Raw genomic sequence first — 22,863 nt, 5'->3', positions numbered from 1 at the left:
TAAGAACGCGTTTACAAATTTATCTTATTTTTCTTCTTCATCAAACCCCTAAATAATTCTTTACAAATAGGTAACAAAAGAATTAGAACCAAATTAATGTCGTTTTAAATGAAGCCATAAAAACCCTTTTGTATCTTTAGTGTTTTAAAAAGATGGCTAAGAAGATTCTGATTACCGGGGCTACAGGACTTGTGGGTACTGAGCTAAAAAAGCATTTGATTAGTAAAGGTTACGAGGTGAATACACTTTCACGAAAGAAAGACAATAATCCGAATAATTTTGTATGGGACGTTTACAAAGGAACCATTGATGCTGACTGTTTGAATGGTGTAGATGCCATCATCCATTTAGCGGGAGAACCTGTGGCTGATAAAAAATGGACCGACGAACGGAAAAAACAGATCATCGATAGCCGTGTAAAATCAACAGAATTACTCTTTAAAACGATTAAATCGAAACCCGACAACCAGCTAAAATCATTTATTTCTGCTTCGGCAGTTGGTTTTTATGGCGACTGTGGGGATGAAATTTTAACAGAAGAAAGCCCGAACGGTTACGGATTTTTAGCCGAATGCTGTAAACTTTGGGAAGATGCTGTAGACCAAGGTAAAAAGCTAAGCCTCAGAATTGTAAAACTCCGTACCGGAATCGTTTTAAGCAATCATGGCGGCGCCCTACCACAACTCGACAAACCGGTTAAATTATTTGCCGCAGCAGCTTTAGGTACAGGTAAACAATGGACCCCCTGGCTGCATATTGATGATATGGTGGAAATGTACATCGAAGCCATCGAAAATCTTAAAATGGAGAATTGCTATAATGCCTGTGCTCCTTTTCCTGTTACTAATAAAGCGTTAACCAAAGCCATCGCCAAACAGCTGCATCGTCCTGTCTGGCCAATCAAGGTCCCGAAAAAGGTGCTTGAATTGTTATTAGGAGAACGCGTTGAAGCTGTTTTAATGAGCAACAATACCTCAGCTCAAAAAATTCTAAATGCAGGATTCAAATTTAAATTCACACATTTAGAGGATGCTTTGAAGGATCTGTACACCCCTAGCCCCTAAAGGGGAAACGAAACCTTGGTTGAAAAATAAAAAACTCAATAAGAAAAACATAATTATGCAAAATAATATAAACGATGGAAAGACAAAGCCCCCTCCAGGGGGTGTGGGGGTCTACTGGTTTCGCCGCGATTTACGTTTAGCAGATAATGCTGCTTTGTATCATGCACTTAAAAGTGCTTATCCGGTTTTACCATTGTTTATTTTTGATCAGAACATATTGGATAAACTCCCAAAAGATGATGCCCGGGTTACTTTCATTTACCAAACCATTGAAGATTTAAAAACAGAACTTCAGCAATATGGGTCAGATTTATTGGTAAAATATGGCAAGCCCGAAAAAATATGGTCAGAGATTTTAAAGGAATATGATGTTAAGGCCGTATATACCAATCATGACTATGAGCCTTATGCCCGAGAACGTGATGATAACATGGCCGAATTTTTAACCAGTGAAAAAATTGCCTTCAAAACATATAAGGATCAGGTTATTTTTGAAAAAAACGAAATCCTAAAAGCGGATAAAACACCTTATACTGTTTTTACCCCTTTTTACAAACAATGGCATGCCAAGCTGAACGATTTTTATGTGAAGGCATATCCAACCAAAAAATATCTCAAAAATCTAATAGAAATTAAACATCTGCCAAGTCCAACATTAAAAGAAATGGGGTTTGAAAAGAGCAAACTGAATTTCCCGAAAATCAGCTATAAAAACAAACTCGAAGATTATGCAAAAGAACGTGATTTCCCTGCGCTTGATGGCACCACACATATCGGACTGCATTTGCGTTTTGGAACGTTAAGCATCAGAAAAGCTGTAAAGGATGCATTGGAAGCAAAATCGACTGTCTGGCTTTCTGAATTGGCATGGCGGGAATTTTACATGACCATACTTTGGCATTTTCCCTATTCGGCTTTCGATTCGTTTAAAAAACAATACGATAAAATTAAATGGCGAAACAACGAAGCTGAATTTAAAGCCTGGTGCGAAGGCAATACCGGTTACCCTATTGTAGACGCAGGCATGCGGCAGCTTAATGAAACTGGCTGGATGCACAATCGCGTACGCATGGTTGTGGGCAGTTTTTTAACCAAACATTTACTGATCGATTGGCGCTGGGGAGAAGCCTATTTTGCCGAAAAGTTATTGGATTACGAAATGGCAAGCAATGTGGGCGGCTGGCAATGGGCCGCAGGATCAGGAAATGATGCCGCGCCTTATTTTAGGGTTTTTAATCCTGAACTCCAAACCAAAAAATTCGACCCCAAGTTCGACTATATTAAAAAGTGGGTGCCAGAATTTGGGACAAAAAAATATGCCCAACCAATAGTTGAGCATACATTTGCAAGGGAAAGGGTTTTAAAAGTTTTTAAAGAGGCACTAAAATAATAATAATAGTTAAAAAAGAGGAGTATTTGGAACCCCACCAGAGGTAAAATGCCCTGAACCACCAAAACCAATAATTTTCTCGCTTATTGTTGCCATATCGATTATAACTGGCCCATACACTCCCTGAACACTATAACTAGCTAAATTAAAATAGCGATAATCTCCCATTCCTCCTGTGATTGTCCAAGTATAATTTAAATTACTGAAATAATAATCTGTTTCATTAGTTCTCCATCCACCAAATGTTTTCTTTAACTCTTGCCTTGATGTACAATAATACCTAGATATTGGAGGACGAGGTGTCCAATCATCTGGACCCTGAGTGGAAGTTTCATCTACCCAAATATCAACAAATAATCTTCTTTTACCATCTTCATTATAATATAATTGGGATCTAATAGCTCTAGTTGTAGTTACAGCTTCTGTTGAAGCGAGCTTGCTACCTGGAATTGATGTCTTCGTTGAAATATTTGAAACAAATATTCCTTTTGTAGCATCAGTACTAATAATGCTATTAAGTTGCGACTCATTTTTATGCTTACCTGAATAAGATATCCTTCTTTGATCTTTAGTGTAAACAGTGGTAATATCACCAATCTTCACCTCTCCATTTACATTGGTAAATAGCGCAGAAAGCGGAGTGCCAAATTTATACGTCAAGGAGCTATCCGATTTGATTTCTACTAAGTCAGAATATTTATTCTTAAAATCATCAAATGATTTGCTGGTATTAACATTTTCATATTCCTTGCTTATTTCTAAATAAACATCCCTATAAGACTTAAAATTTTGTAATTCTCTAGGATTTGAATTAAGATTTTCTGGCTTTACCAAAATATTAATCAAAGAATCAAAAGCTTTTTGATCTCTGAATTTTAGATATCCGTTTTCGATGCTAACGGCGTTTGTTAAAAGTTTTTCATGAGGATTTTCAATATTAGAATCCTTTTTACATGAATTGATTGAGACAACACCTAACAAAAGTAGTATTAAGCAGCGTAAATTAGTTTTATTTTTCATATAGCATAAGTATGTTTTCCCTTACAAAACAAACATACAACTAAAAAACAAGTTATAAAAATTATTATAATTTATTATCACTGCTCGCAAATTTATTGGTGCAAAAAAAATGCTTGACTAGAGCCAAGCATTTTTAAATAGGATTATAAAACGTAATCTATTAATTCGTAACCTTTACAATTTCAATATCGAAATCTAATACAGCATTAGTTGGGATCACATATAAACCAGTACTACTACTCCTGCTTCCTGATGGCCCATAAGCTAAATCAGAAGGGATGAACATTCTAAGTTTTGTGCCTGCAGGGAACTTAGGAATTAATGTTTTCCATCCCTGAATTAAACCTGCAGTACTAGATAAAATAGTTGAGAAGGTACCATCTGTATTGGAATCAAATGAGGAACCATCCAAAAATCGGCCAGTATAATTTATAACCACAGTACTTACTTCAGGATCAATTGCTGCACCTGTACCTAATGTATTAACAATATAGTATATTCTACTATTATCCTTAGTTGCTGTTAAATTTTTACTAGACAAAAAACTTAGTATTTTAGCATCATCAAATAGCCACTGTTTGCGGTAAGGATATGTTTTAATTATAATGTCGAGATTTTCGTTTGACGGTATAGAAGAAATTCCGTTCCTACCAAATGCGAGATAAGAGGGCAACAATATCCTTGCAGTACCGCCCGGTTTAAGTTTTAAAGCAGCTGTTCTTATTGCGGGTATATTAAAAGTGGTACTTGACAATCTAATATCTGAAAAGGCATTTAAATAGCCAACATATGTACCCAAATTACCATTTGATGGGGATTGGAGGTATGTTGTTCCACTAGACATAGATTTAAGTGTAAAATCATACAGGATTGAATCTTTATTTAAGAAAAGTGTACCATCCGTAGGGTTTGTAACCTGAAAATAAAATCCTGTTTTAGCAGAATCAGGTTGCATTTGAGTCAGATTGTTTTTTGATATATATGCTTTTATAGCCGCATCATCTATAGTTTGAGCAGTATCGTACTCTTTTTTACATGAGCTGAAAATTGTAGTAGCCAGTAAAAGTGCAAATAGGCTAAGTTTAGTAAATTTGTTCATTTATTATTGTACGTCTGTAAGTGTTATAGTAAAATCGAGTATTGAATTTGCCGGAACCAAAGATGATGGTGATTGTGTCCCATAAGCGTAATAAGAAGGTATTATCAATCTGATCTTACCCCCTTTTTGTATTTTTTGAATCCCAATTTGCCATCCTACAATAACGTTACCAAGTAGAAACGAGATTGGGGTTCCTTTGGTGCTATCGAAAATAGTTCCGTTTAATAATCTCCCTTCATAATCAGAAGTGATTTTTGTAGATGCTGTATATACCACAGTTCCTGTACCCGGTTCTAATATCTGATAAAATATTCCGCTGGCATCTTTCGTAGCCGGGATATTATTCGCCTTAACAAAAGCGCTTATTGCAGCAGTATCGGCCTTAAACTGTGGAGTTGGGTCGTAATCATCAACCGGCGCATTTTTCTTACAGGCTGCTAAGCATCCTGCAAAGCAGATCATGAGTATAAAATATTTAAACTTAACCATCAATCGCAAAAATAAGCTTTTAATACGGATGCTACAATTTTTAACCTATTTTAACAATTTTAAGGCGCTTAAAGGTAAAAGCAAAAAGACTAAAGCGGTATTTTGATTTGAATTTAGTCTTTTATCCCTGGTCTTACGCTTATTGTGTATTAGACAGCTGTATGGTAAAATCTAATACAGAGTTACCAGGGATAGGGCCTACCGAACTGCTTCCATAACCCAAACCCGGTGGAACAATTAATCTTATTTCTCCCCCCTTTTGGATTTTAGGGATACCGATTCTCCAGCCCTGTATTAATTCTGCCAGATTAAAGGTCTGCTCTTTGCCACCACCATTATCAAATACACTTCCGTCTAATAACCTGCCTTCGTATTTAATCGTGATTTTAGTATTGCTGGGATAAGTAAACGAACCCGCACCAGGTTTAATGATCTGATAATATAAGCCAGAGTTATCCCTAACGGCATTAATATTATTTTTTTTGATGAAATCGGTCATCTGTTTTTCAGGGTCTTCATCTTTTTTACAAGATGAAACCATAGCCACACATAAAAGAAGTATCGGAAGTAATTTAAATTTAAACATGCGCGAAAATAGGATTTAATAATATAAAGCTAAGGACTTATTATTTTTTCAACTTCTGTCATGCTAAGTTTTAATTTACTACATAAAAATCAATATAAACGACAGTAATCAATCTACTTGTAAAAAATTCTCTCAAGTAACCGTCATTTCGAGCGGAGTGCAACGCAGTCGAGAAATCTGCCTTGATAGATCTCTCCGTTTCGCTGTGCTACAGTCGAGATGACGACCATTCTTCCTGATGTCCTGTCACTTCGTTCCTCAACATGACAGCATATTATAGGCCACTGCAGAATAAAAAAAGGTTTAGCGCCTGAGTTAATACACCCAAACCCTAAACCTTAACCCTCTACCCTAAACCTACCTTAAAAAATATACTTATTTGCCTCAATAAGCTGTTGGGCAACTCTTTGGCGGGCATCTTTAACATTAAATGGTTCCACTTTAGTAAAACGGCGCAAACCAACTAACATCATACGTTGTTCATCACCCTCAGCAAAAGCCCAAAGTGCTTCTTTACCTGCTTTGGCTATGCCATCAACCGCTTCTACCAAATAAATTCTTAATAGATCTAATTGACCCGCAATGGCTTCTTCTCCGCGGGTACTTGCTAATTTTTCTGTTCTCAACAGTGCAGATTCGAGCACATAAACATAACTGGCCATATCTGCAATGTTCATTAAAATTTCCTGCTCTTTGCTTAAGGTCATCATTAATTTCTGAACCGCAGCACCTGCCACCATTAAAGTTGCTTTTTTCAAATTCGAGAGTACCTTTTTCTCTGCCGCAAATAAAGTGGTATCTTCTTCACCAAAATCAGGGATGCTCATTAATTCAGCTGCAACTGCTGTAGCTGGCGTCATTAAATCCAGTTCACCCTTCATGGCGCGTTTCAGCATCATATCAACGGTTAATAAACGGTTAATTTCGTTTGTGCCTTCGAAAATACGGTTGATACGTGCATCACGATAAGCCCGATCCATTGGCGCATCAGCACTAAAGCCCATGCCACCGTAAATCTGAACACCTTCATCCACAGTATAATCTAAAGCTTCAGAACCCCATACTTTTAAAATGGCACACTCTACCGCAAATTGTTCGACAGATTTTAACCTCGCTTTACCAGATTCCATTCCACCCGCAACCAGTTGATCGTAAGTATCATCAATATTCTGACCTGCACGGTAGTTAGCCGCATCAACAGCGTAAAGTTTAGCGGCGATTTCTGCAATTTTAAAACGGATAGCGCCGTATTTAGAAATCGGGCGGCCAAACTGGATCCGCTCATTCGAATAATTAATCGCTGTATTTAAAGTTGCTTTTGAAGCACCAATAGCTGCCGCTGATAATTTAATACGGCCAATATTTAAAATGTTAACCGCTATTTTGAAACCGTTTTCTCTATCGCTCAACATGTTCTCAACCGGCACCGGACAATCGTTAAAGAAAACCTGACGGGTTGACGAACCTTTAATACCCATTTTATGTTCTTCAGGATTCATAGTTATGCCACCGAAATCTTTCTCCACAATAAATGCAGTTAAGTTTTTATCATCATCAATCTTCGCGAAAACAATAAAAATATCGGCAAAACCACCGTTGGTAATCCACATTTTCTGTCCGGTGATGATATAGTGTTTACCATCATTGCTCAGCGTGGCTTTGGTTTTACCAGAGTTTGCATCCGAACCCGAGTTTGGCTCGGTTAAGCAATAAGCAGCCTTCCATTCGCCCGAACCGAGTTTAGGGATATACTTTGCTTTTTGTGCTTCATTACCATAATATAAAATTGGCAATGTACCAATCCCGGTATGAGCAGAAAGCGCAACAGCGAAAGAGTGGCCTGCACCTACCACATCTGCAACCAGCATGGAAGTATTGAAGTTTTTACCAAAACCGCCATACTCCTCTGGTACCGAAACGCCCAAAATACCCAGTTCGCCAGCTTTGGTTAAAAGTGTTGGCATGAGCTCAGGATCTTCCTGTTTGTCAATTTTATCTAAATTGGGATAAACCTCAGCGGCCAGAAAATCGCGACAGGTTTGTGCAATCATCTGCTGCTCTTCATCAAATTCTTCAGGGATAAATACTTCCTGATAAGTGGTATCCTTAATTAAGAATTCACCGCCTTTAATTGTCTTTTTTTCAGTTGTTTCCATTGTTATGAGATTTGAGAAATGAGATTTGAGATTTGAGACCTGCTCAAATTCAAACTCAAATCAGTAATGTATTTTTTTTAGGTTCGTCATGCTGAACTTGTTTTACAAGTAGAAATAGTTTTAACAATTGTCTTGTAGCTACTACGTGCTTCAGCATCTTAATTACGCTGAAGATCCTGAAACAAGTTCAGGATGACGACCACTTAATCATCAATTTTATACGAATTTCAGCACTACAACAACTCAAAAATTCCCGCTGCACCTTGTCCGGTTCCTACGCACATGGTTACCATTCCGTACTTTTTGTTCTGTCGTTTTAGCTCATTCATGATCTGTACGGTAAGTTTTGCTCCGGTACAGCCCAGCGGATGCCCCAAGGCAATTGCACCACCATTTACGTTAATTACATCAGGGTTTAAATCCAATGTTCTGATTACGGCTAATGATTGCGAGGCAAAAGCTTCGTTCAGTTCGATTAAATCGATATCCTCTTTTTTCAAACCTGCTTGTTTCAACGCTTTTGGGATAGCTTCGATTGGACCAATTCCCATAATGCGTGGCGGAACTCCTGCGATACCGTAACTTACCAACCTGGCAATAGGCTCTGCATTTAATTCTTTCATTTTCTTTTCAGACACCACCAAAACAAAGGCTGCTCCATCAGATGTTTGCGATGAATTACCTGCGGTTACGCTTCCAACCGCATCGAATACAGGTTTTAGTTTCGCCAACTTATCTAAGGTAGTATCTGCACGGGGACCCTCATCGGTATCTACCACGTAAGAGCGGGTTTTCTTTTTAAGGTTTGCATCAAGGTAATTTTCGTTTACCGTGATTGGCAAAACACCATCTTTTAAATGACCGTTTTTTATAGCGTGAATGGCTTTTTCATGAGATTTTAACGAAAAAGCATCTTGATCTTCACGGCTCACATTATATTCTTTAGCTACTGCTTCGGCGGTTAAGCCCATGCCCCAATACCAATCTGGATTGTTTTTTGCAACTTCTGCATTTGGTACAAGCTTCCAACCTCCAAAAGGCATTCCGCTCATTACCTCTACACCACCTGCAATAATACAATCGGCCATACCGGATTTAATTTTAGCAACTGCTGTGGCAATGGTATCTAAACCCGATGCACAATAGCGGTTTACCGTAACACCGGGCACTTTATCGGTATCTAAACCCATTAGCGAGATCATACGGCCAATATTTAAGCCCTGTTCCGCTTCTGGAGTGGCATTACCCACAATTACATCATCAATCTGTTCGTTATCTAAATTCGGAACCGATGCCACTAAAGCCCTGATTACTTCTGCGGCTAAATCATCAGCTCTTGTAAAACGGAATACGCCACGGGGTGCTTTGCCCACTGCTGTACGATATCCGGCTATAATATATGCTTCCATTGTTTTTAGTATTTTTATGGCAATAGCCAATATTATCTTTTTAATTTTTCGCATTCGTCATGCTGAACTCGTTTCAGCATCTATCCTGGAAAGACCCTGAAATAAATTCAGGGTGACGACCGCAGAAACCCCATAGATTTCTATGTATCCATTAATTCCTCAACGGTTTTCCCTTAGTAATTATCGACTGAATCCTTTCTAAACTCTTCCGCTCACCTGCAAGTGATAAAAATGCTTCCCTTTCCAGATCCAATAAATATTGCTCCGTTACTTCTGTTGGAGAAGATAAATCGCCACCGCACATTACATAACCTAATTTCTCGGATATTTTTTTATCGTGTTCAGAAATGAAATGCCCTGCATACATGCTGTTTGCACCTGCATAAACAATTCCCAAACCTTGCTTGCCTAAAACTTTGATATCGTTCCGTTGCACGGGTTTTGTATAACCAGCATCAGCTAATTCTATTGCTTTAGCTTTTGCATCGGCCAATAAGCGGTTCCGGTTCATCGAGATCGAGAATTTATCCTTTTGCAGATAGCCCAGTTCGTAAGCCTCATAACCAGAGGTTGAAACTTTTGCCATTCCGATGGTTAAGAAACGGTCTTTTAAAGCATTTTGAACAATCTGATCGTCTTTATATTCATCAGAAGCGCGCAAAGCAAATTCTTTGGTACCGCCACCGCCAGGGATTACACCAACACCAAACTCAACCAAACCCATATAAGTTTCGGCAGAAAGCTGAACATGATCGGCATGTAAACTAAACTCACAGCCACCGCCCAGGGTTAAATTATGTGGGGCAACCACAACCGGAATAGAAGAATAACGGATGCGCATCGAAGTATTCTGGAACATGCGGATTGCCATGTTCAACTCATCCCACTCCTGCTCTACCGCCATCATAAAAATCATCCCCACATTTGCACCGGCAGAGAAGTTTGCACCATCGTTGCCGATTACCAAACCACGGTAATCTTTCTCGGCCATATCAATCGCTTTGTTGATACCCGAAATCACATCACCGCCAATGGTATTCATTTTGGTGTGGAATTCTACATTCAGAATGCCATCGCCCAGATCGATAATCGAAACACCTGAGTTTTTCCAAAGGGTTTTATTTTCGCGGAGGTTATCTAAAATGATAAACTCATCCGTTCCCGGTAAGGCTTTATAACTTTTTGAAGGGATATCGTAATATTTTTTAACGCCATTTTCTACTTTATAGAATGAAGTATTTCCGGCATCGAGCATTTCATGCACCCAAGCCGCAGCTTTATTGCCATATTGCTCCATCCCTTCGATGGCTTCTTTTATGCCTACAGCATCCCAAAGTTCGAAAGGACCAAGTTCCCAACCGAAACCTGCACGCATGGCATCATCGATACGATAAAATTCATCAGAAATTTCTGGAATCCTATCTGATACATATTCAAATAAACCAAATGAAGAATGGCGGAACAATTCGCCTGCCTTATCTTTTCCTTTGGCAAAAATCTTCATACGCTCACGAAGATTTTCAACCGGCTTAGTCATTTCTAAGGTAGCCGATTTTACTTTTTGCTGTGGTTTGTATTCTAAAGTTTTTAAATCAAGCGCAAGGATTTCGGTTTTACCATCAGCAGTTTTTGTCTTTTTATAGAAACCCTGTTTGGTTTTGTCGCCAAGCCATTTGTTCTCTTCCATTTTTTGCACATACACAGGGAGCTTAAACAAATCGTGTGCTTTATCATCCGGACAATTATCGTAAAGCCCTTTTGCAACTTTGATCATAGTATCTAAACCGACTACATCCGAGGTACGGAAAGTAGCCGATTTTGGTCTACCCAAGGCTGGCCCGGTAAATTTGTCAACCTCTTCTACTGTCAGATCCAGTTTTTCAACTAAATGCAAAAGTGCCATGATGGAATAAACACCTACACGATTGGCGATAAAAGCTGGTGTATCTTTACATAAAACAGTTGTTTTCCCTAAAAACTTATCACCATAATGCATCAGAAAATCAACAATTTCTGGTTGCGTATGTGGCGTAGGAATAACTTCCAACAATTTTAAATAGCGGGGCGGATTAAAAAAGTGTGTACCGCAGAAATGCGATTTAAAATCATCACTCCTTCCTTCAGCCATTAAGTGGATTGGAATACCAGAAGTATTTGAAGTAATCAATGTGCCGGGTTTACGGAACTGCTCTACCTGCTCGAAAACTTTTTTCTTGATATCAAGATTTTCGACCACAACTTCAATTACCCAATCGTAACCGGCAATTTTCGGCATATCATCGTCGAAATTCCCAGTTTTGATCTTATTTAGTGCCTTTTTGCTATAAACTGGAGATGGATTTGTTTTTACGGCCGTTTGCAAAGCTGTATTAACAATCCGATTTTTTACAGCTGGGTTATCCAGTGTTAATCCTTTTGCCTGTTCTTCGGGACTTAGTTCTTTGGGGGCTATATCTAACAACAAAACCTCTACGCCAATGTTGGCGAAGTGGCATGCAATACGCGAGCCCATAATACCCGAACCTAAAACTGCAACTTTATTAATGCTTCGTTTCATTATCTATTTGCTTTTCATTAGTCTGATAGAACCATTCATGTAGCAACCTACCAAACAGATTTGATTGTTATATTTGTTAATCAACAGTGTAGGCTACCGTGATATCATTTAGTTTGATCAATAGGTTAATAAAAGTCTCTTTCTCCTTTTTAGAGAAATGCTCATCGAGATATTCGTTAAATTTCCGAACAACACCTTTGGCCAGTTGTTTTTTCTCTTTACCAAAATCAGTAAGAAAAACCTTTACCGATCGTTTATCGCCTGCAGATGTTTCACGGTAAATGAGGTTAGCCTCTTCCATATTATTTAACATACGGGATAAACTGGTTGCTTTAACCCCAAGTAAGCCAGCTAAATTTGAAACCGCAGTTCCCTCGGCATCATCTATATTAATAAGCATATAACCAATGGCCTGGGTAATCCCGAAACTTGATGCCATTTGATTGTACTTATTAAACATATTTTGCCAGGCAAACTTAACGTGGTAATCTATGGTTTGTTGTTGTTTCATTTTTGCTAATTTATTATGCTTGCATAACAAAGCTAATGAATGTATTTTGTTAATGCAATAGAAAAATTCAAAATATTTGTCAAATTTTTCTTATCATAGTCATACACAAAATGAAAACACTTAATATGTTAAAAGTTAGAGGAATTCTCCTGTTTAGCCTATTTATTTTATGGGCTACAATTTGTAAAAGTCAGGTATCTTATTTCGGAGCAGCTCTTTTAAACAGTCAAAAATTAGAGACATTTAAAAAAACAACAACCTTGTTTACTTTGCAGTATGCTGATTATGCTGAGCTGGAAAAATTTGATCAGGCCATTAAAAAAAACTGGACAATTACACCTTATAAAATTATTAAACCCGAAGAGCTTGCCCGTTACGATACGCTTTCAAATTACTCTTTTTTTTATTTTGATGGTTATGCCGAAAAGCTAGACAGTACAACCAATGTAAATATCGTTTATGCGCTAAAATTAATTACGCCATCTAAAAAACCCAAGGTAAAGGAAGAAAGTATATTGGCAACAGTTACACTTTTTGCTGATCGGAACACAAATCTGCTGGTTCAAACACAGGATCAACAATATGGCACAAAAAGAAGTATAAAAAATAATATTTTATCAAACTTCTACAACAAGTCTAGTTTCCTAAACTGGTCTCCAGGCTTTTTAACGGGTTATTTAAAACAGATTAATGATGGATTGCTCGCAAACGAGAACTGTACTTTAGATTACCAATTTTACAATAAAGTACGCTTACCTGAATTAGCAAAGGAAACACTGTATGTGCCTGAATACATTAAGGAAGTGTTTTCTTCAAGACTGGCACTTTTACCACCATCAGGCATTATTGCTGAACCTTATAACTATAAACTCAAATTTGTATCATACAAGGTTCTTGATAGTTTAATTTTGAATACCGAAACGGGTATCAAGTATTTAGTTTACACTCAACGTTCTAATGATAAAATAATCAGTGTTTATGATAGCAAGGACGATAAGATTATTTATCAACGGTTTTATCCACAATCTCCAAATTTTGAAATGAATGATTTAAGCGAAATCAAAAAGGTAATTGTTGCGCTTAAATAAAATGTCTTTAAAACATCTTTGAGTAAATACTTTTGGACATTTTAACAATAGTGCCGTCACCCTGAACCGAGCCTTTGCGAGTTAACCGAAGGTAATTCATTCAGGGTCTATTTTGCAAGAAAGATGCTGATTCCGAACATTCGGGACAGCATGACGATCTAGCGAAAATATGATATAAATAAAATCTATTTAAAACAAAAAAGTCCCGATTTTCATCAGGACTTTTTAAATGTTATTAAAAACAGACTAGTAAAGGGTAAACTCTACACGACGGTTTTGTTGACGACCAGCTGCTGTTTTATTGGTAGCAATTGGTTGACCCATACCATAACCTGTAGCCTCAATACGTGATGCATTTGCGCCTTGAGAAACTAAATAAGCCTTTACAGATTCTGCTCTATCTTTCGATAAACGCAAGTTTAGTTCTTTTGAACCTGTATTATCTGTATGGCCAGCTAATTTCAAACTAAAGTTTTTCTGGATTAATAATGCAGCAACTCTGTTTAAAGAAGCATAAGATTTAGAACGGATGGTTGCTTTACCTAAATCGAATTCTAAGTTTTTAATCGCTTCGTTAACAACTTTACGATCTTCTTCTGTTACGATTACTTTTTCTACAACTTTTTCTGGGGTTTTTAACGGGCAACCAGAACCATCAACAACAGTACCTGCTGGTGTATCAGGACATTTATCCAATTTATCTGCAACACCATCACCATCCGTATCTTTTAAGATATCGTTTAGTTCTGAACGTAATTTTGCATTATCAGCTTTTTGGGCATTTAAATCAGATTTTAAACCTTCTGCAGTCTGTTTTGCTTTTAAAGCTTCATCGTAAGTTAAAGCTACCGGGTTGTGGAAAGCCAATTGTTTTCCAGTACCTAAAGCAAACTCTAAACCAGCATAAGCATAGTTGTATTTATCGTTTCCGTTTTTGTAGTAACCATCTAAGTTATCACCATCAACAAAGTTGATTGTCCAACCTAAATCTAAATTAACCGCATCAGAAATTTTAAATTTAGCACCTAATCCCACAGGAATAATTAATTCGTTGATGTTATCGCCACCACCAAATTCCGAAGTTCCTGCTGCGGTAGTAATTGTAGGTTTGTAAGCTGCAATACCAGCACCAGCAGAAGCATAAAGCTGCAAAGTGTTCTCTTTTTTAAACATATCGATATTGAACATGTTTACTACAGCGTTTAAACTTCCTGAATAAGATAACTCTGTATCGAATGCTCTTATCGGAGAGTTGTTTACTACACCGCTTTCATAAGGCTCGGTATTATCGCCCTTTAATTTACCACGAACTCCATCTAAACGAAGAGAGAAATAAGGTGTAAATTGTTTTTTAATGTAAAGGCCATAACCTAAACTTGATTTGTTATTACTGAAATCATTTTTTCCACCTAATGGTGATAATGGAGTAAGTACACCAGCATTTACACCGATAGACCATGTTCTGAACGTTGTTGTTGAAGTTGCAGGGCTTTCTTGAGCTGAAGCAACCGACCCGATGAGTAAACCAGCGAGGGCAACCGGTAGTGTTTTAAATAGTTGTAGTTTCATAAATTTTCTTTTAACGTTGAATAAGCGTTGGCACTCCTATTACAATAGCCATACCAAAAATACAAGCATGTAAAAATACTTATCAACTTTTCAACACTAATTGCCGATGCGATACACAAACAAAACTAAAAAATAAGTTATAAATAGTAAATGTGTAGCTTTTAATCCGCTTAGACCTTATTGGTCTTCCAAAATCAAAATCTTTATTTTCGGGCTTTAGTATCTGTATTTCCTGTTAACATTTACGAATGGAAGTAATTGTCAGCACTCTTCTTGTTGAAATGATCAATGCCAATTTATCAGGTTGGGCGAGTCGCTCCTGCGAATTATGGGTAAATATTTTTCATTCCTTTTTTTGATCATCTATTGCCTCATGCTGTAAGCACATCGCCAAAATAATGTACACTATTTAATTTCGCCGGCAAATTTCCACCGGGCACTGAAATTTTCAGGTAATTGCTGATTGGTTAACAAGGCCCTTGCCATTTCTACAGGCATATTATTTTCGCGGAGTATGCGACTATGAAACTCGATATTGGTCATTTTACCACTTTGTACCAGTTCTTTGTGCAATGCCCTGAACTGCAATCCACCTAACATATACCCAATTTGATATAAGGGTCCATAACCTCCGGTAAATGATCTACGTACTTCTGCTTCTGCATTGGCACGCTCAAAACCAACGCGATCTACTAAAAAATCGATACACTGCTGAGGTGTCCATTTGCCTAAATGGTAATTCATCGAAAAGATAATACGTGCACAACGGTGCATGCGCCAAAAAAGCATTCCAATTTTATCTTCCGGTGATTTTGCAAAATTCTGGTCCCATAGCAACATCTCCCAATACAATGACCAGCCTTCTGTCCAGAAAGGCGTACCAAATACCTTGCGGTAAGGTTTGTAGCGGCTTTGCATAAAATACTGAAGGTTGTGCCCGGGAATAAGCTCATGAAAAACTACAGCTCTGGAAAAATGCCTGTTATTGCCACGCAAGGTCATCATTTTGGCATCCTCGGTCATGTCTTCAGTTGGATACGCAATTAATACAGATTCACCACCCAAGAAAAACGGTGCAAACAATTGTTCCTTCGGACTTAACATGCGCATGCGCCAACCTTCTTTAGCCAGGGCTGGAATGGCGATAAGTTTATTTTTCTCTACAAAGTTTATGGCTTCATTGGCCAGTTCATAAACCAGTTCAGGCTGTTTCCCCAATTCAGGGTAATCTGTTTTTACTTTTTCCAGTGCTTTTTTCCAGTTGTTACCGAAGCCCATTTGTTGTGAAGCTTTAAGCATTTCGGCATCACACCAGGCAAATTCCCTCATGGCAATGGCCTCAATCTGCTCAGGTGTATAGGCAATCATCTCATCCTTTAAACTGCTTAATAAAGCTGTTCTTCCTATCGGATTGCCAATAATGCCACTTCCATCGTCTTTGGCATTTGACGGTTTGGCTATTTTCCCCAGCGCAGCAGCATAATCTTTTGCGGCACCTACTACATCGGGATAAACTGCCTTGGTGGCTTTGGTAAATTGTGGATCATAACCATCATAAAATTTATAGGCTTCGGTAAATACAGCCAGGTATTGGTTAACGGTTTCCTGCGCCCAGGAAGCCTGTGCTGGTGTAACTGCCAGGTCTTTGTTTTCTACCGCTTTTGTGGTTTTCTGAATAGCCTCTTTCAGTTGTTCGAATTGTTGCTGGGTGGTTTTACCATCTTGTTGCTGACCAATTCTTCGCTTTGCTTCAAAATCCAATAATATTTCGGCAAAAGGCAAAGTAAAAATGCTGCTTCTAAATTCAGCGTATTGCTGTTGCAAACTTGCCGAATCTGATCGGATATCGCGTTTAAGCAAAATATAATCTACCCTTTCATTTACAGTTAGCTTGTTAAAAGGCAATGCCTTTAATTGTTTTTGCCATTCAATATAAAAGCGTTCCATCCGCTTAAAGTATTCCCCCGATCGTTTGAGCGTATATTTACGGTTAAGCATGGTCGCGTCTGATTGATATTGATTAATCAGCGGACTTACCAGGCTGGCTTCATTAGTTTGAGCGTGTAATTGTAGGGTAACCGTTAGAAACAAAAACAGCTGGAATAGTTTGCGCATAGCGATTGGGGCATGTTTGATTAGCTAACGCAATATAGCTAAACCGCTAAGTATTTGCAGCAGGGTGCCTGTGTAACTTATTGAAGATATTAGATTAAAGGTAGCCTAATAAAATATTATAAAATGGTTAAGCGCAATGCCTTTAATCCACTTAGTCCCTGTAAATCTTCCAAATCAAGATCTTCAGTTTCAGGTTTCAGTACACCAGTTTCCTGCAGGTATTTTACAAATGGGAGGTAATCGTCAATATCTCTTTTATTGAAATAGATCAATGCCAGTTTATCGGGCTGGGTAAGGCGCTCCTGCGAATTGCGAATGAGTATTTTATCAATCCTTTTTTTGATCATCTGATACCTGATATTGTATGCACCTTCCACATCGAATTTTCGCTCGTCGATCCTAAAACTAATATCTATTGGATGGTTGTGAATAAAGATAAGTTGTGTAGTAGCCAGCTTAACGGTCAGATCGGGCTGGAGCTGCTGAACCATTTTGGCAATCTCAGCCATTGATGATAGTTGCCATAACCGTAAATTTTTAAGATGGAAGTGATTAAAAATCCGATCGGGTGCAATAGACTGTCCGATATAGATATCGTATTCAACACCATCCGTCCTGAATTTTTCGAAATAACAGGGATAAGAATCTTGCAGTTTTTCGCGTTCGCTTTCAAAATAATTGTTAATGGCTGTATTGATCAGCTGCATAGATGTTTCCAGCGCCTGACGATGTTTATACACTTCGCCATGAGGCATCGAAATGCGGTCGAGGTATTTACCGATTACCTTTTGGGTATTAGGATGCGATTGGGAAATGAGCTTTAGGTAATCGCTGGTTTCTTCTTTAAGAAAAATATTAAGGCTGTTTTCATCAGTTGTATTCAGCTCATCGCCCTGCAAAATATCACTCCATTTATTGCAGTTAAAGATAATTTCTACCAGCAAAGCATCACTATAAGTTTTGCCCAGCTCTTCCAGTGTTTCACGAAACAGGCTCAGGTGCAGGCTCAGATCGGCCTTACTGGCTACATTACGTTCAGTAGTAGAATTTCTAATATCTATTGCGCCATAAAAAGGGTAAACATCTGCAAAACTAATATCCTCGTTACGCTGCGGCAAATTCCTTTTCTTATTGTAAAGGTGATGCCAGGCTGCTTCATTAAACTTCCATTGTACAGCAGGCTGGATAGAGGTATATTTTTCTTTGATGATGTTTTCAATCTCGAGATTAAACTCATCGATATAGACCTGTAAGAGTTGAGCAATTGGTGCTAAGACGGGCTCCAATAAAGTGATTTTCTTTTCATCGAAAGTTTCTCCAACCCAGGTATGCATGCCCAGTACACCAACCAAAATTTGGTTGTGAAATACAGGTATGAGCGCCATCGATTTTACATTCAATTCCCTAAACCTGTCTAACCATGGAAACATCTCTTTGCTTTCGGCCCAGATATCAGGCGAGTAAAAGGAATTCGGATTTGCAGCATAACCTTCGGCAATCTGCCGAAAAGCTTCAGGACTTAAAGTTTCTTCACCCCACACCGAAAATAACAGGCCACTCCCTCCTTTTACATACCCATAAACCATTTTGTTGTTTACCCTTACGAAAGGAAAAAGATCGAATTGGATATTAGCATTTTGTACCAGCACTTTAAGCGATTGTATCACTTCTCCGTAAGCAACACCCTCGCTGCCCGGCACGCGGCTCAACCTTACACTTTTAATATTTTCTACGGCCTGTTTGGCAGTAACATCAGTAATGGTAAGCACCGAAATACCCCTAAGCTCAAAAAGTGTTAACGGTAGCACTTGCTGTAGCTTATCCAATCCAGATTCTTCACTCAAATATAGTTGTAACTCGCGGTAGCTAAGATCGGGCAATGGCTGCTTAGCCTTTACTTCGATAAAACTGGCATTTACACCAATATGGAAGTAACCTGGCAAGCCAGTATCAGCATTGATCCCTGAATAGTATTTTTCTTTTAAGGGTGCGTGGAACGCATATAGTTCGTTAAGAATGAATGAGTAGATAAAATGCAGGCGATCATGCTGATGTTGCTCTAGCGTTTTCGAACCGACAAAACTATTCTGATCTTTTTCTTCATATTCGAGTAATTCGTACATCAGCTCCGTTCCATAAAAAGTAATGGGCTGCATTGGTGCACAAAGCCCCCATGCCTGATGGTCTTCTGTTAAAAGTGTTGGCGAAAGACAGGCATACAGATGTTCCAACAGTAATTCGTGCTGATAAATATCTTCGATAGCGATAACCTGTTCATCAATCCCCTGTTTTTTAAATTCTTTTAAGGCATTACTATAAAGAATAGATTTTACGGTCCTTTCTTCTTTAATTTTTCGCTGCAGGTATTTAATAAAAGGGCCAAAAGAGATAGCCGAATCTACCTGGGGCGAATCTGGGTAATTTCGGGCATGATTAAATATGCGCTTCTTCATCTCCTTAAATTTTAAACCACAACTAATTGAATTGCAAAAGATTGATTAACGCTAAGATAAAAAATAGATTGAGAAATTGCTACCAGCCAATGGCCTTATCATCTCCCCTTGGGTCGGCACCGCCCTGATAATTGCCCCATTTAGTTTTTAAGATGGCATCAACCCTGCCGATTGGACCTCTGGGCACAATTTTATAGCCTTTTGCTTTTAATTTTTCTATTGATAAGCTATCGATAGCATCTTTTTCTATATACACCTCATCTGGTAACCATTGGTGATGAAACTTTTTAGCAGCTACGGCCGACTGCATCGACATGTCAAAATCGATTACATTTATAATGGTTTGAAATACGGATGTTATAATGGTTGAACCACCTGGAGTACCCACTACCATAAATAATTTTCCATCTTTCTCTACAATGCTTGGTGTCATAGAGCTTAACATTCGTTTATTGGGTGCAATTGCATTGGCTTCGCCACCAACTAAACCGTACATATTCGGTGCACCCGGTTTAACGGAAAAGTCGTCCATTTCATTGTTCAACAGAAATCCGGCTCCTTTTACGGCAACTAACGATCCATAAGAGCCATTTAAGGTGGTGGTGATAGAAACGGCATTTCCATCGCGGTCTACAATAGAGAAATGTGTAGTTTCTTCGTGCTCTGCCCCTTTTATTTCGCCGGCCAAAACAGCGCTACTTGGTGTTGCTGCTGCCCAGTTAAAGTTTGACATGCGTTTTTTATTATAATCGGTGCTCAACATTTGTTGTTGTGGAACAGCATAAAAATCAGGATCGCCTAAATGTGTTGCCCTATCGGCATACACTCTTCTTTCAGCTTCTACAATTACCTGAACTGTAGAGTCTGCATTATGCCCCCACTTTTTTAATGGAAAATTCTCTACACTTTGCAACAATTGAATCAGGGCAATACCTCCACTCGAAGTTGGCGGCATAGTAATAACCTTATAACCTCTATAATTGCCCGTTATAGGTTTACGCCAGGTGGCGTGATAATTTTTTAAATCTTCTTTTGTAATAAGTCCTTTTCCCCGCTGCATTTCTGCCACAAGCGAATCGGCCACAGCGCCTTCATAAAAACCAGCCCTACCTTTTTCCTGGATCAGTTTTAGCGTATTGCCAAGCTCTTTTTGAACCAGAAGATCATTTTCCTGCCAGGTACTTTCTAAATTTACGAAGGCCGTTCCATCGGGATTAAAATCCATGAACTTTCTATGCAAACCATTCAATTCGCTTGCCTGCCGCTTGGTAATTTTGAAACCATCTTGCGCCAAATTTATCGCAGGCTGCAATACCTGTGCCCAAGAAAGTTTGCCATACTTTTTGTGTGCCTCTACCATACCATCTACTGATCCTGGTACGCCAGCGGCTAAATGTCCATATAAACTTTTATCAACAATTGGATTACCGGCCGAATCGAGATACATATCTCTGCTGGCTGCCGCAGCTGCTTTTTCTCTAAAATCTAAAGCATTTATTTCGCCGTTTGCACCACGGTACACCATAAAACCGCCCCCACCAATATTTCCCGCATTTGGGTAAACCACAGCAAGTGCAAACTGAACAGCAACAGCTGCATCAACCGCATTTCCTCCCTTTTTTAAAATATCTATACCTACCTGCGATGCTTCCGGATGAGCAGAAACCACCATCCCATTTTTATATTCACCACTATTGTTTTTACCCAATTGTCCGGTTACGCAACCAGCTAATAACAGCAAAACACTTAGGTATATTAACGATTTTTTAATGTTATTGAGGGGCTTTATAGTTTTCTGCATCTTTATATATATTTCTGATTACCTCATTATTTTTCTAAGTAATCATTTTTTTAATTTTAATTTTCGGATAGAAAAACACTTCCTTCTGGCAGCTATAAATATTTACCAATTTGTGCATATAATTTTTCTTTATCACTTGGCCTTAAGGCATTGTCAACTACTAATTTCCCATTTTTGATAATTAAATAGCGGGGTATTCCGTAGCTCCCGTTATTTCCTAATTTATCGCTCAAATCTTTTCTCAGGGCTTGATTAGTTCGAACATGATTGCCAGAAAGTTTAAAATATTTTATCATTTCTTTCCATTGCTGCGCAGCATCATCTTTATCTATGGAGATAAAAAGCATGTCAACCTGTTTTGCTTTGAGAAATTTCGTCAGATCCTTACTATATTTAAATTCTTCTTTACATGGCCCACACCAGGTTGCCCAAATATCAACAAATACCGTTTTGTCTTTAAATTGACCGATTAAACTATCCAGGCTATTTACTTTATCGTAGTTGGCCAATATTTTTTGCTCAGGTTCAAAATCCTTCTTTACTTCGTTATGGTAGGCTATAATTTTACTGGCCATTGGTTGCAAATATGGTGTAAAATTACTTTTAGGATAACTGCTTTTAAATGAATCGAACAAATCGACCAATACTTTCTGATATCTATTTTGTAACATCTCCTCATATAGAAAAGTAGCCAGCAAAAACTCTTTCATTTTGCCTGTAAAATTATCTTCAAAGGTTTTATATATAATTTTAAAGCTAGTATTCTCATCTTTTTTAGGCAATTCAGCTCCTTTTTTTAGCGGGATATAGTAATTGAGATAAGTATTTGCGTAATATTTGGCGTGGTAATAAAAATCTGGGTAAAAAGCATCCTGAAGATTGTTCATTGAATACTTTTCATAGGCATCTGCCCACATTTTATCCAAATCGTTATTTATTTTTTGCTTTGTGCTTAAAACTATCATTGGGATAGCAGCTTGCAAAATTATCTGTTCAGTTGAAAAATACCTTTTTATTTCGTTATAAAAGTTTGCGGAAATCTTTTGTTTTGAAAATAGCTCAGTATAAGGCTTTAGTGCTTCATTCTTATCATTTTCTAGCAATTGATACAAACCAGCTGTAGTGCTATCTTTCTTATAATAATCTCTGGCTCTGTATTGATAAAAATCGGCATTCGTCTTGTTAAAAAGTAACATCCCTTCCTTATTTTTATCGCTCTGTACCAAAATACCTTTATCGAAAACTAAATGCGTAGTACCTGGCTCTATTAATACTGTATTATTGTTAATTCTTAACCAAGCAAGTTTATTAATCTTTAAAGAATAGTTTACTGTACTATCATCGCCAAATTTAATCTCTTTTTTTGCGGGATAAAACCATGTATCATCTACAGGGAACTGGATAATTACCGTATTATTTTTAGCATTTAAACTTTTAATATTAAGTTTTGCTTCTTGCGCAAAAGAGTTTATTGCACCTGTAATAAGTAAAATAAATAAAATTATGCTTTTCATAATTTTGGCTGTTATTAAGGCTATTTTTTTCACTAATCCTTA

16 protein-coding genes are annotated in these 22,863 nt (G+C 38.0%); 3 read left to right on the top strand and 13 right to left on the bottom strand.

Annotated features, from left to right (window positions below; genetic code table 11):
- The first annotated feature begins 152 nt into the window (after nt 1-152).
- Nucleotides 153-1,064, top strand: coding sequence for a TIGR01777 family oxidoreductase (locus ACTJKN_RS17030; RefSeq protein WP_440826868.1), 912 nt, complete (start codon nt 153-155; stop codon nt 1,062-1,064).
- 55 nt (nt 1,065-1,119) lie between these two features.
- Nucleotides 1,120-2,454 carry a cryptochrome/photolyase family protein gene (locus tag ACTJKN_RS17025; RefSeq protein WP_440826866.1) on the top strand — a complete coding sequence of 445 codons (1,335 nt, stop codon included), beginning with the start codon at nt 1,120-1,122 and terminating at the stop codon, nt 2,452-2,454.
- A 9-nt stretch (nt 2,455-2,463) separates the two neighbouring features.
- Here ACTJKN_RS17025 and ACTJKN_RS17020 read toward each other — a convergent pair whose 3' ends face one another.
- From ACTJKN_RS17020 to ACTJKN_RS16985, 8 genes are all read right to left on the bottom strand, one after another.
- Complete coding sequence (locus ACTJKN_RS17020; protein ID WP_440826864.1) at nt 2,464-3,474, bottom strand: hypothetical protein; 1,011 nt, start codon at nt 3,472-3,474, stop codon at nt 2,464-2,466.
- Nucleotides 3,475-3,634: 160 nt separating this feature from the next.
- On the bottom strand, nt 3,635-4,573 hold the full coding sequence (locus tag ACTJKN_RS17015) for an FKBP-type peptidyl-prolyl cis-trans isomerase (protein ID WP_440826862.1): 939 nt from the start codon (nt 4,571-4,573) through the stop codon (nt 3,635-3,637).
- Nucleotides 4,574-4,576: 3 nt separating this feature from the next.
- A complete protein-coding gene (locus tag ACTJKN_RS17010; RefSeq protein WP_440826860.1) occupies nt 4,577-5,062 on the bottom strand; it encodes an FKBP-type peptidyl-prolyl cis-trans isomerase in 486 nt (161 codons plus the stop codon).
- Nucleotides 5,063-5,201: 139 nt separating this feature from the next.
- Nucleotides 5,202-5,648, bottom strand: a complete 447-nt coding sequence (locus tag ACTJKN_RS17005; RefSeq protein WP_440826858.1) for an FKBP-type peptidyl-prolyl cis-trans isomerase — start codon at nt 5,646-5,648, stop codon at nt 5,202-5,204.
- A 362-nt stretch (nt 5,649-6,010) separates the two neighbouring features.
- Complete coding sequence (locus ACTJKN_RS17000; protein ID WP_440826856.1) at nt 6,011-7,804, bottom strand: acyl-CoA dehydrogenase family protein; 1,794 nt, start codon at nt 7,802-7,804, stop codon at nt 6,011-6,013.
- Between the two features lie 233 nt (nt 7,805-8,037).
- Nucleotides 8,038-9,213 carry an acetyl-CoA C-acyltransferase gene (locus ACTJKN_RS16995; RefSeq protein WP_440826854.1) on the bottom strand — a complete coding sequence of 392 codons (1,176 nt, stop codon included), beginning with the start codon at nt 9,211-9,213 and terminating at the stop codon, nt 8,038-8,040.
- Between the two features lie 151 nt (nt 9,214-9,364).
- Nucleotides 9,365-11,770 carry a 3-hydroxyacyl-CoA dehydrogenase NAD-binding domain-containing protein gene (locus tag ACTJKN_RS16990; RefSeq protein WP_440826852.1) on the bottom strand — a complete coding sequence of 802 codons (2,406 nt, stop codon included), beginning with the start codon at nt 11,768-11,770 and terminating at the stop codon, nt 9,365-9,367.
- 76 nt (nt 11,771-11,846) lie between these two features.
- Entirely contained in the window at nt 11,847-12,281 is a 435-nt protein-coding gene (locus tag ACTJKN_RS16985; RefSeq protein WP_055903221.1) for a MarR family winged helix-turn-helix transcriptional regulator, read from the bottom strand.
- A gap of 110 nt (nt 12,282-12,391) precedes the next feature.
- Between ACTJKN_RS16985 and ACTJKN_RS16980 the strand changes: the two genes are divergently transcribed.
- Nucleotides 12,392-13,369: a hypothetical protein gene (locus ACTJKN_RS16980; protein WP_440826850.1), complete on the top strand. Its 978-nt coding sequence runs from the start codon at nt 12,392-12,394 to the stop codon at nt 13,367-13,369.
- A 246-nt stretch (nt 13,370-13,615) separates the two neighbouring features.
- On the opposite strand, the gene ACTJKN_RS16975 is transcribed toward ACTJKN_RS16980, so the two are convergent.
- The 5 genes from ACTJKN_RS16975 to ACTJKN_RS16955 form a co-directional block, all read right to left on the bottom strand.
- Entirely contained in the window at nt 13,616-14,938 is a 1,323-nt protein-coding gene (locus tag ACTJKN_RS16975) for a DUF6089 family protein (RefSeq protein ID WP_440826848.1), read from the bottom strand.
- Between the two features lie 405 nt (nt 14,939-15,343).
- The gene (locus tag ACTJKN_RS16970; protein WP_440826846.1) at nt 15,344-17,053 is read right to left on the bottom strand and encodes a DUF885 family protein; all 1,710 of its coding nucleotides are present in this window, start codon (nt 17,051-17,053) and stop codon (nt 15,344-15,346) included.
- A gap of 116 nt (nt 17,054-17,169) precedes the next feature.
- Nucleotides 17,170-19,506 (bottom strand): GAF domain-containing protein, encoded by a 2,337-nt coding sequence (locus tag ACTJKN_RS16965; protein ID WP_440826844.1) that lies wholly within the window; start codon nt 19,504-19,506, stop codon nt 17,170-17,172.
- Between the two features lie 79 nt (nt 19,507-19,585).
- Nucleotides 19,586-21,307 (bottom strand): gamma-glutamyltransferase, encoded by a 1,722-nt coding sequence (ggt, locus tag ACTJKN_RS16960; RefSeq protein ID WP_440826842.1) that lies wholly within the window; start codon nt 21,305-21,307, stop codon nt 19,586-19,588.
- Between the two features lie 92 nt (nt 21,308-21,399).
- Nucleotides 21,400-22,821, bottom strand: coding sequence for a TlpA family protein disulfide reductase (locus tag ACTJKN_RS16955; RefSeq protein WP_440826841.1), 1,422 nt, complete (start codon nt 22,819-22,821; stop codon nt 21,400-21,402).
- Nucleotides 22,822-22,863: the final 42 nt, after the last annotated feature.

The sequence above is a fragment of the Pedobacter sp. 22163 genome (genome assembly GCF_052045595.1).
Taxonomy (GTDB): domain Bacteria; phylum Bacteroidota; class Bacteroidia; order Sphingobacteriales; family Sphingobacteriaceae; genus Pedobacter.
Note: the sequence above shows the minus strand (reverse complement) of the source record. Positions and strands in the feature narration are given on the sequence as shown.

Coding starts and splice junctions, on each gene's coding strand:
- ACTJKN_RS17030 (WP_440826868.1), top strand. CDS start 153: ATGGCTAAGAAGATTCTGATTACCGGGGCTACAGGACTTGTGGGTACT.
- ACTJKN_RS17025 (WP_440826866.1), top strand. CDS start 1,120: ATGCAAAATAATATAAACGATGGAAAGACAAAGCCCCCTCCAGGGGGT.
- ACTJKN_RS17020 (WP_440826864.1), bottom strand. CDS start 3,474: ATGAAAAATAAAACTAATTTACGCTGCTTAATACTACTTTTGTTAGGT.
- ACTJKN_RS17015 (WP_440826862.1), bottom strand. CDS start 4,573: ATGAACAAATTTACTAAACTTAGCCTATTTGCACTTTTACTGGCTACT.
- ACTJKN_RS17010 (WP_440826860.1), bottom strand. CDS start 5,062: ATGGTTAAGTTTAAATATTTTATACTCATGATCTGCTTTGCAGGATGC.
- ACTJKN_RS17005 (WP_440826858.1), bottom strand. CDS start 5,648: ATGTTTAAATTTAAATTACTTCCGATACTTCTTTTATGTGTGGCTATG.
- ACTJKN_RS17000 (WP_440826856.1), bottom strand. CDS start 7,804: ATGGAAACAACTGAAAAAAAGACAATTAAAGGCGGTGAATTCTTAATT.
- ACTJKN_RS16995 (WP_440826854.1), bottom strand. CDS start 9,213: ATGGAAGCATATATTATAGCCGGATATCGTACAGCAGTGGGCAAAGCA.
- ACTJKN_RS16990 (WP_440826852.1), bottom strand. CDS start 11,770: ATGAAACGAAGCATTAATAAAGTTGCAGTTTTAGGTTCGGGTATTATG.
- ACTJKN_RS16985 (WP_055903221.1), bottom strand. CDS start 12,281: ATGAAACAACAACAAACCATAGATTACCACGTTAAGTTTGCCTGGCAA.
- ACTJKN_RS16980 (WP_440826850.1), top strand. CDS start 12,392: ATGAAAACACTTAATATGTTAAAAGTTAGAGGAATTCTCCTGTTTAGC.
- ACTJKN_RS16975 (WP_440826848.1), bottom strand. CDS start 14,938: ATGAAACTACAACTATTTAAAACACTACCGGTTGCCCTCGCTGGTTTA.
- ACTJKN_RS16970 (WP_440826846.1), bottom strand. CDS start 17,053: ATGCGCAAACTATTCCAGCTGTTTTTGTTTCTAACGGTTACCCTACAA.
- ACTJKN_RS16965 (WP_440826844.1), bottom strand. CDS start 19,506: ATGAAGAAGCGCATATTTAATCATGCCCGAAATTACCCAGATTCGCCC.
- ggt (WP_440826842.1), bottom strand. CDS start 21,307: ATGCAGAAAACTATAAAGCCCCTCAATAACATTAAAAAATCGTTAATA.
- ACTJKN_RS16955 (WP_440826841.1), bottom strand. CDS start 22,821: ATGAAAAGCATAATTTTATTTATTTTACTTATTACAGGTGCAATAAAC.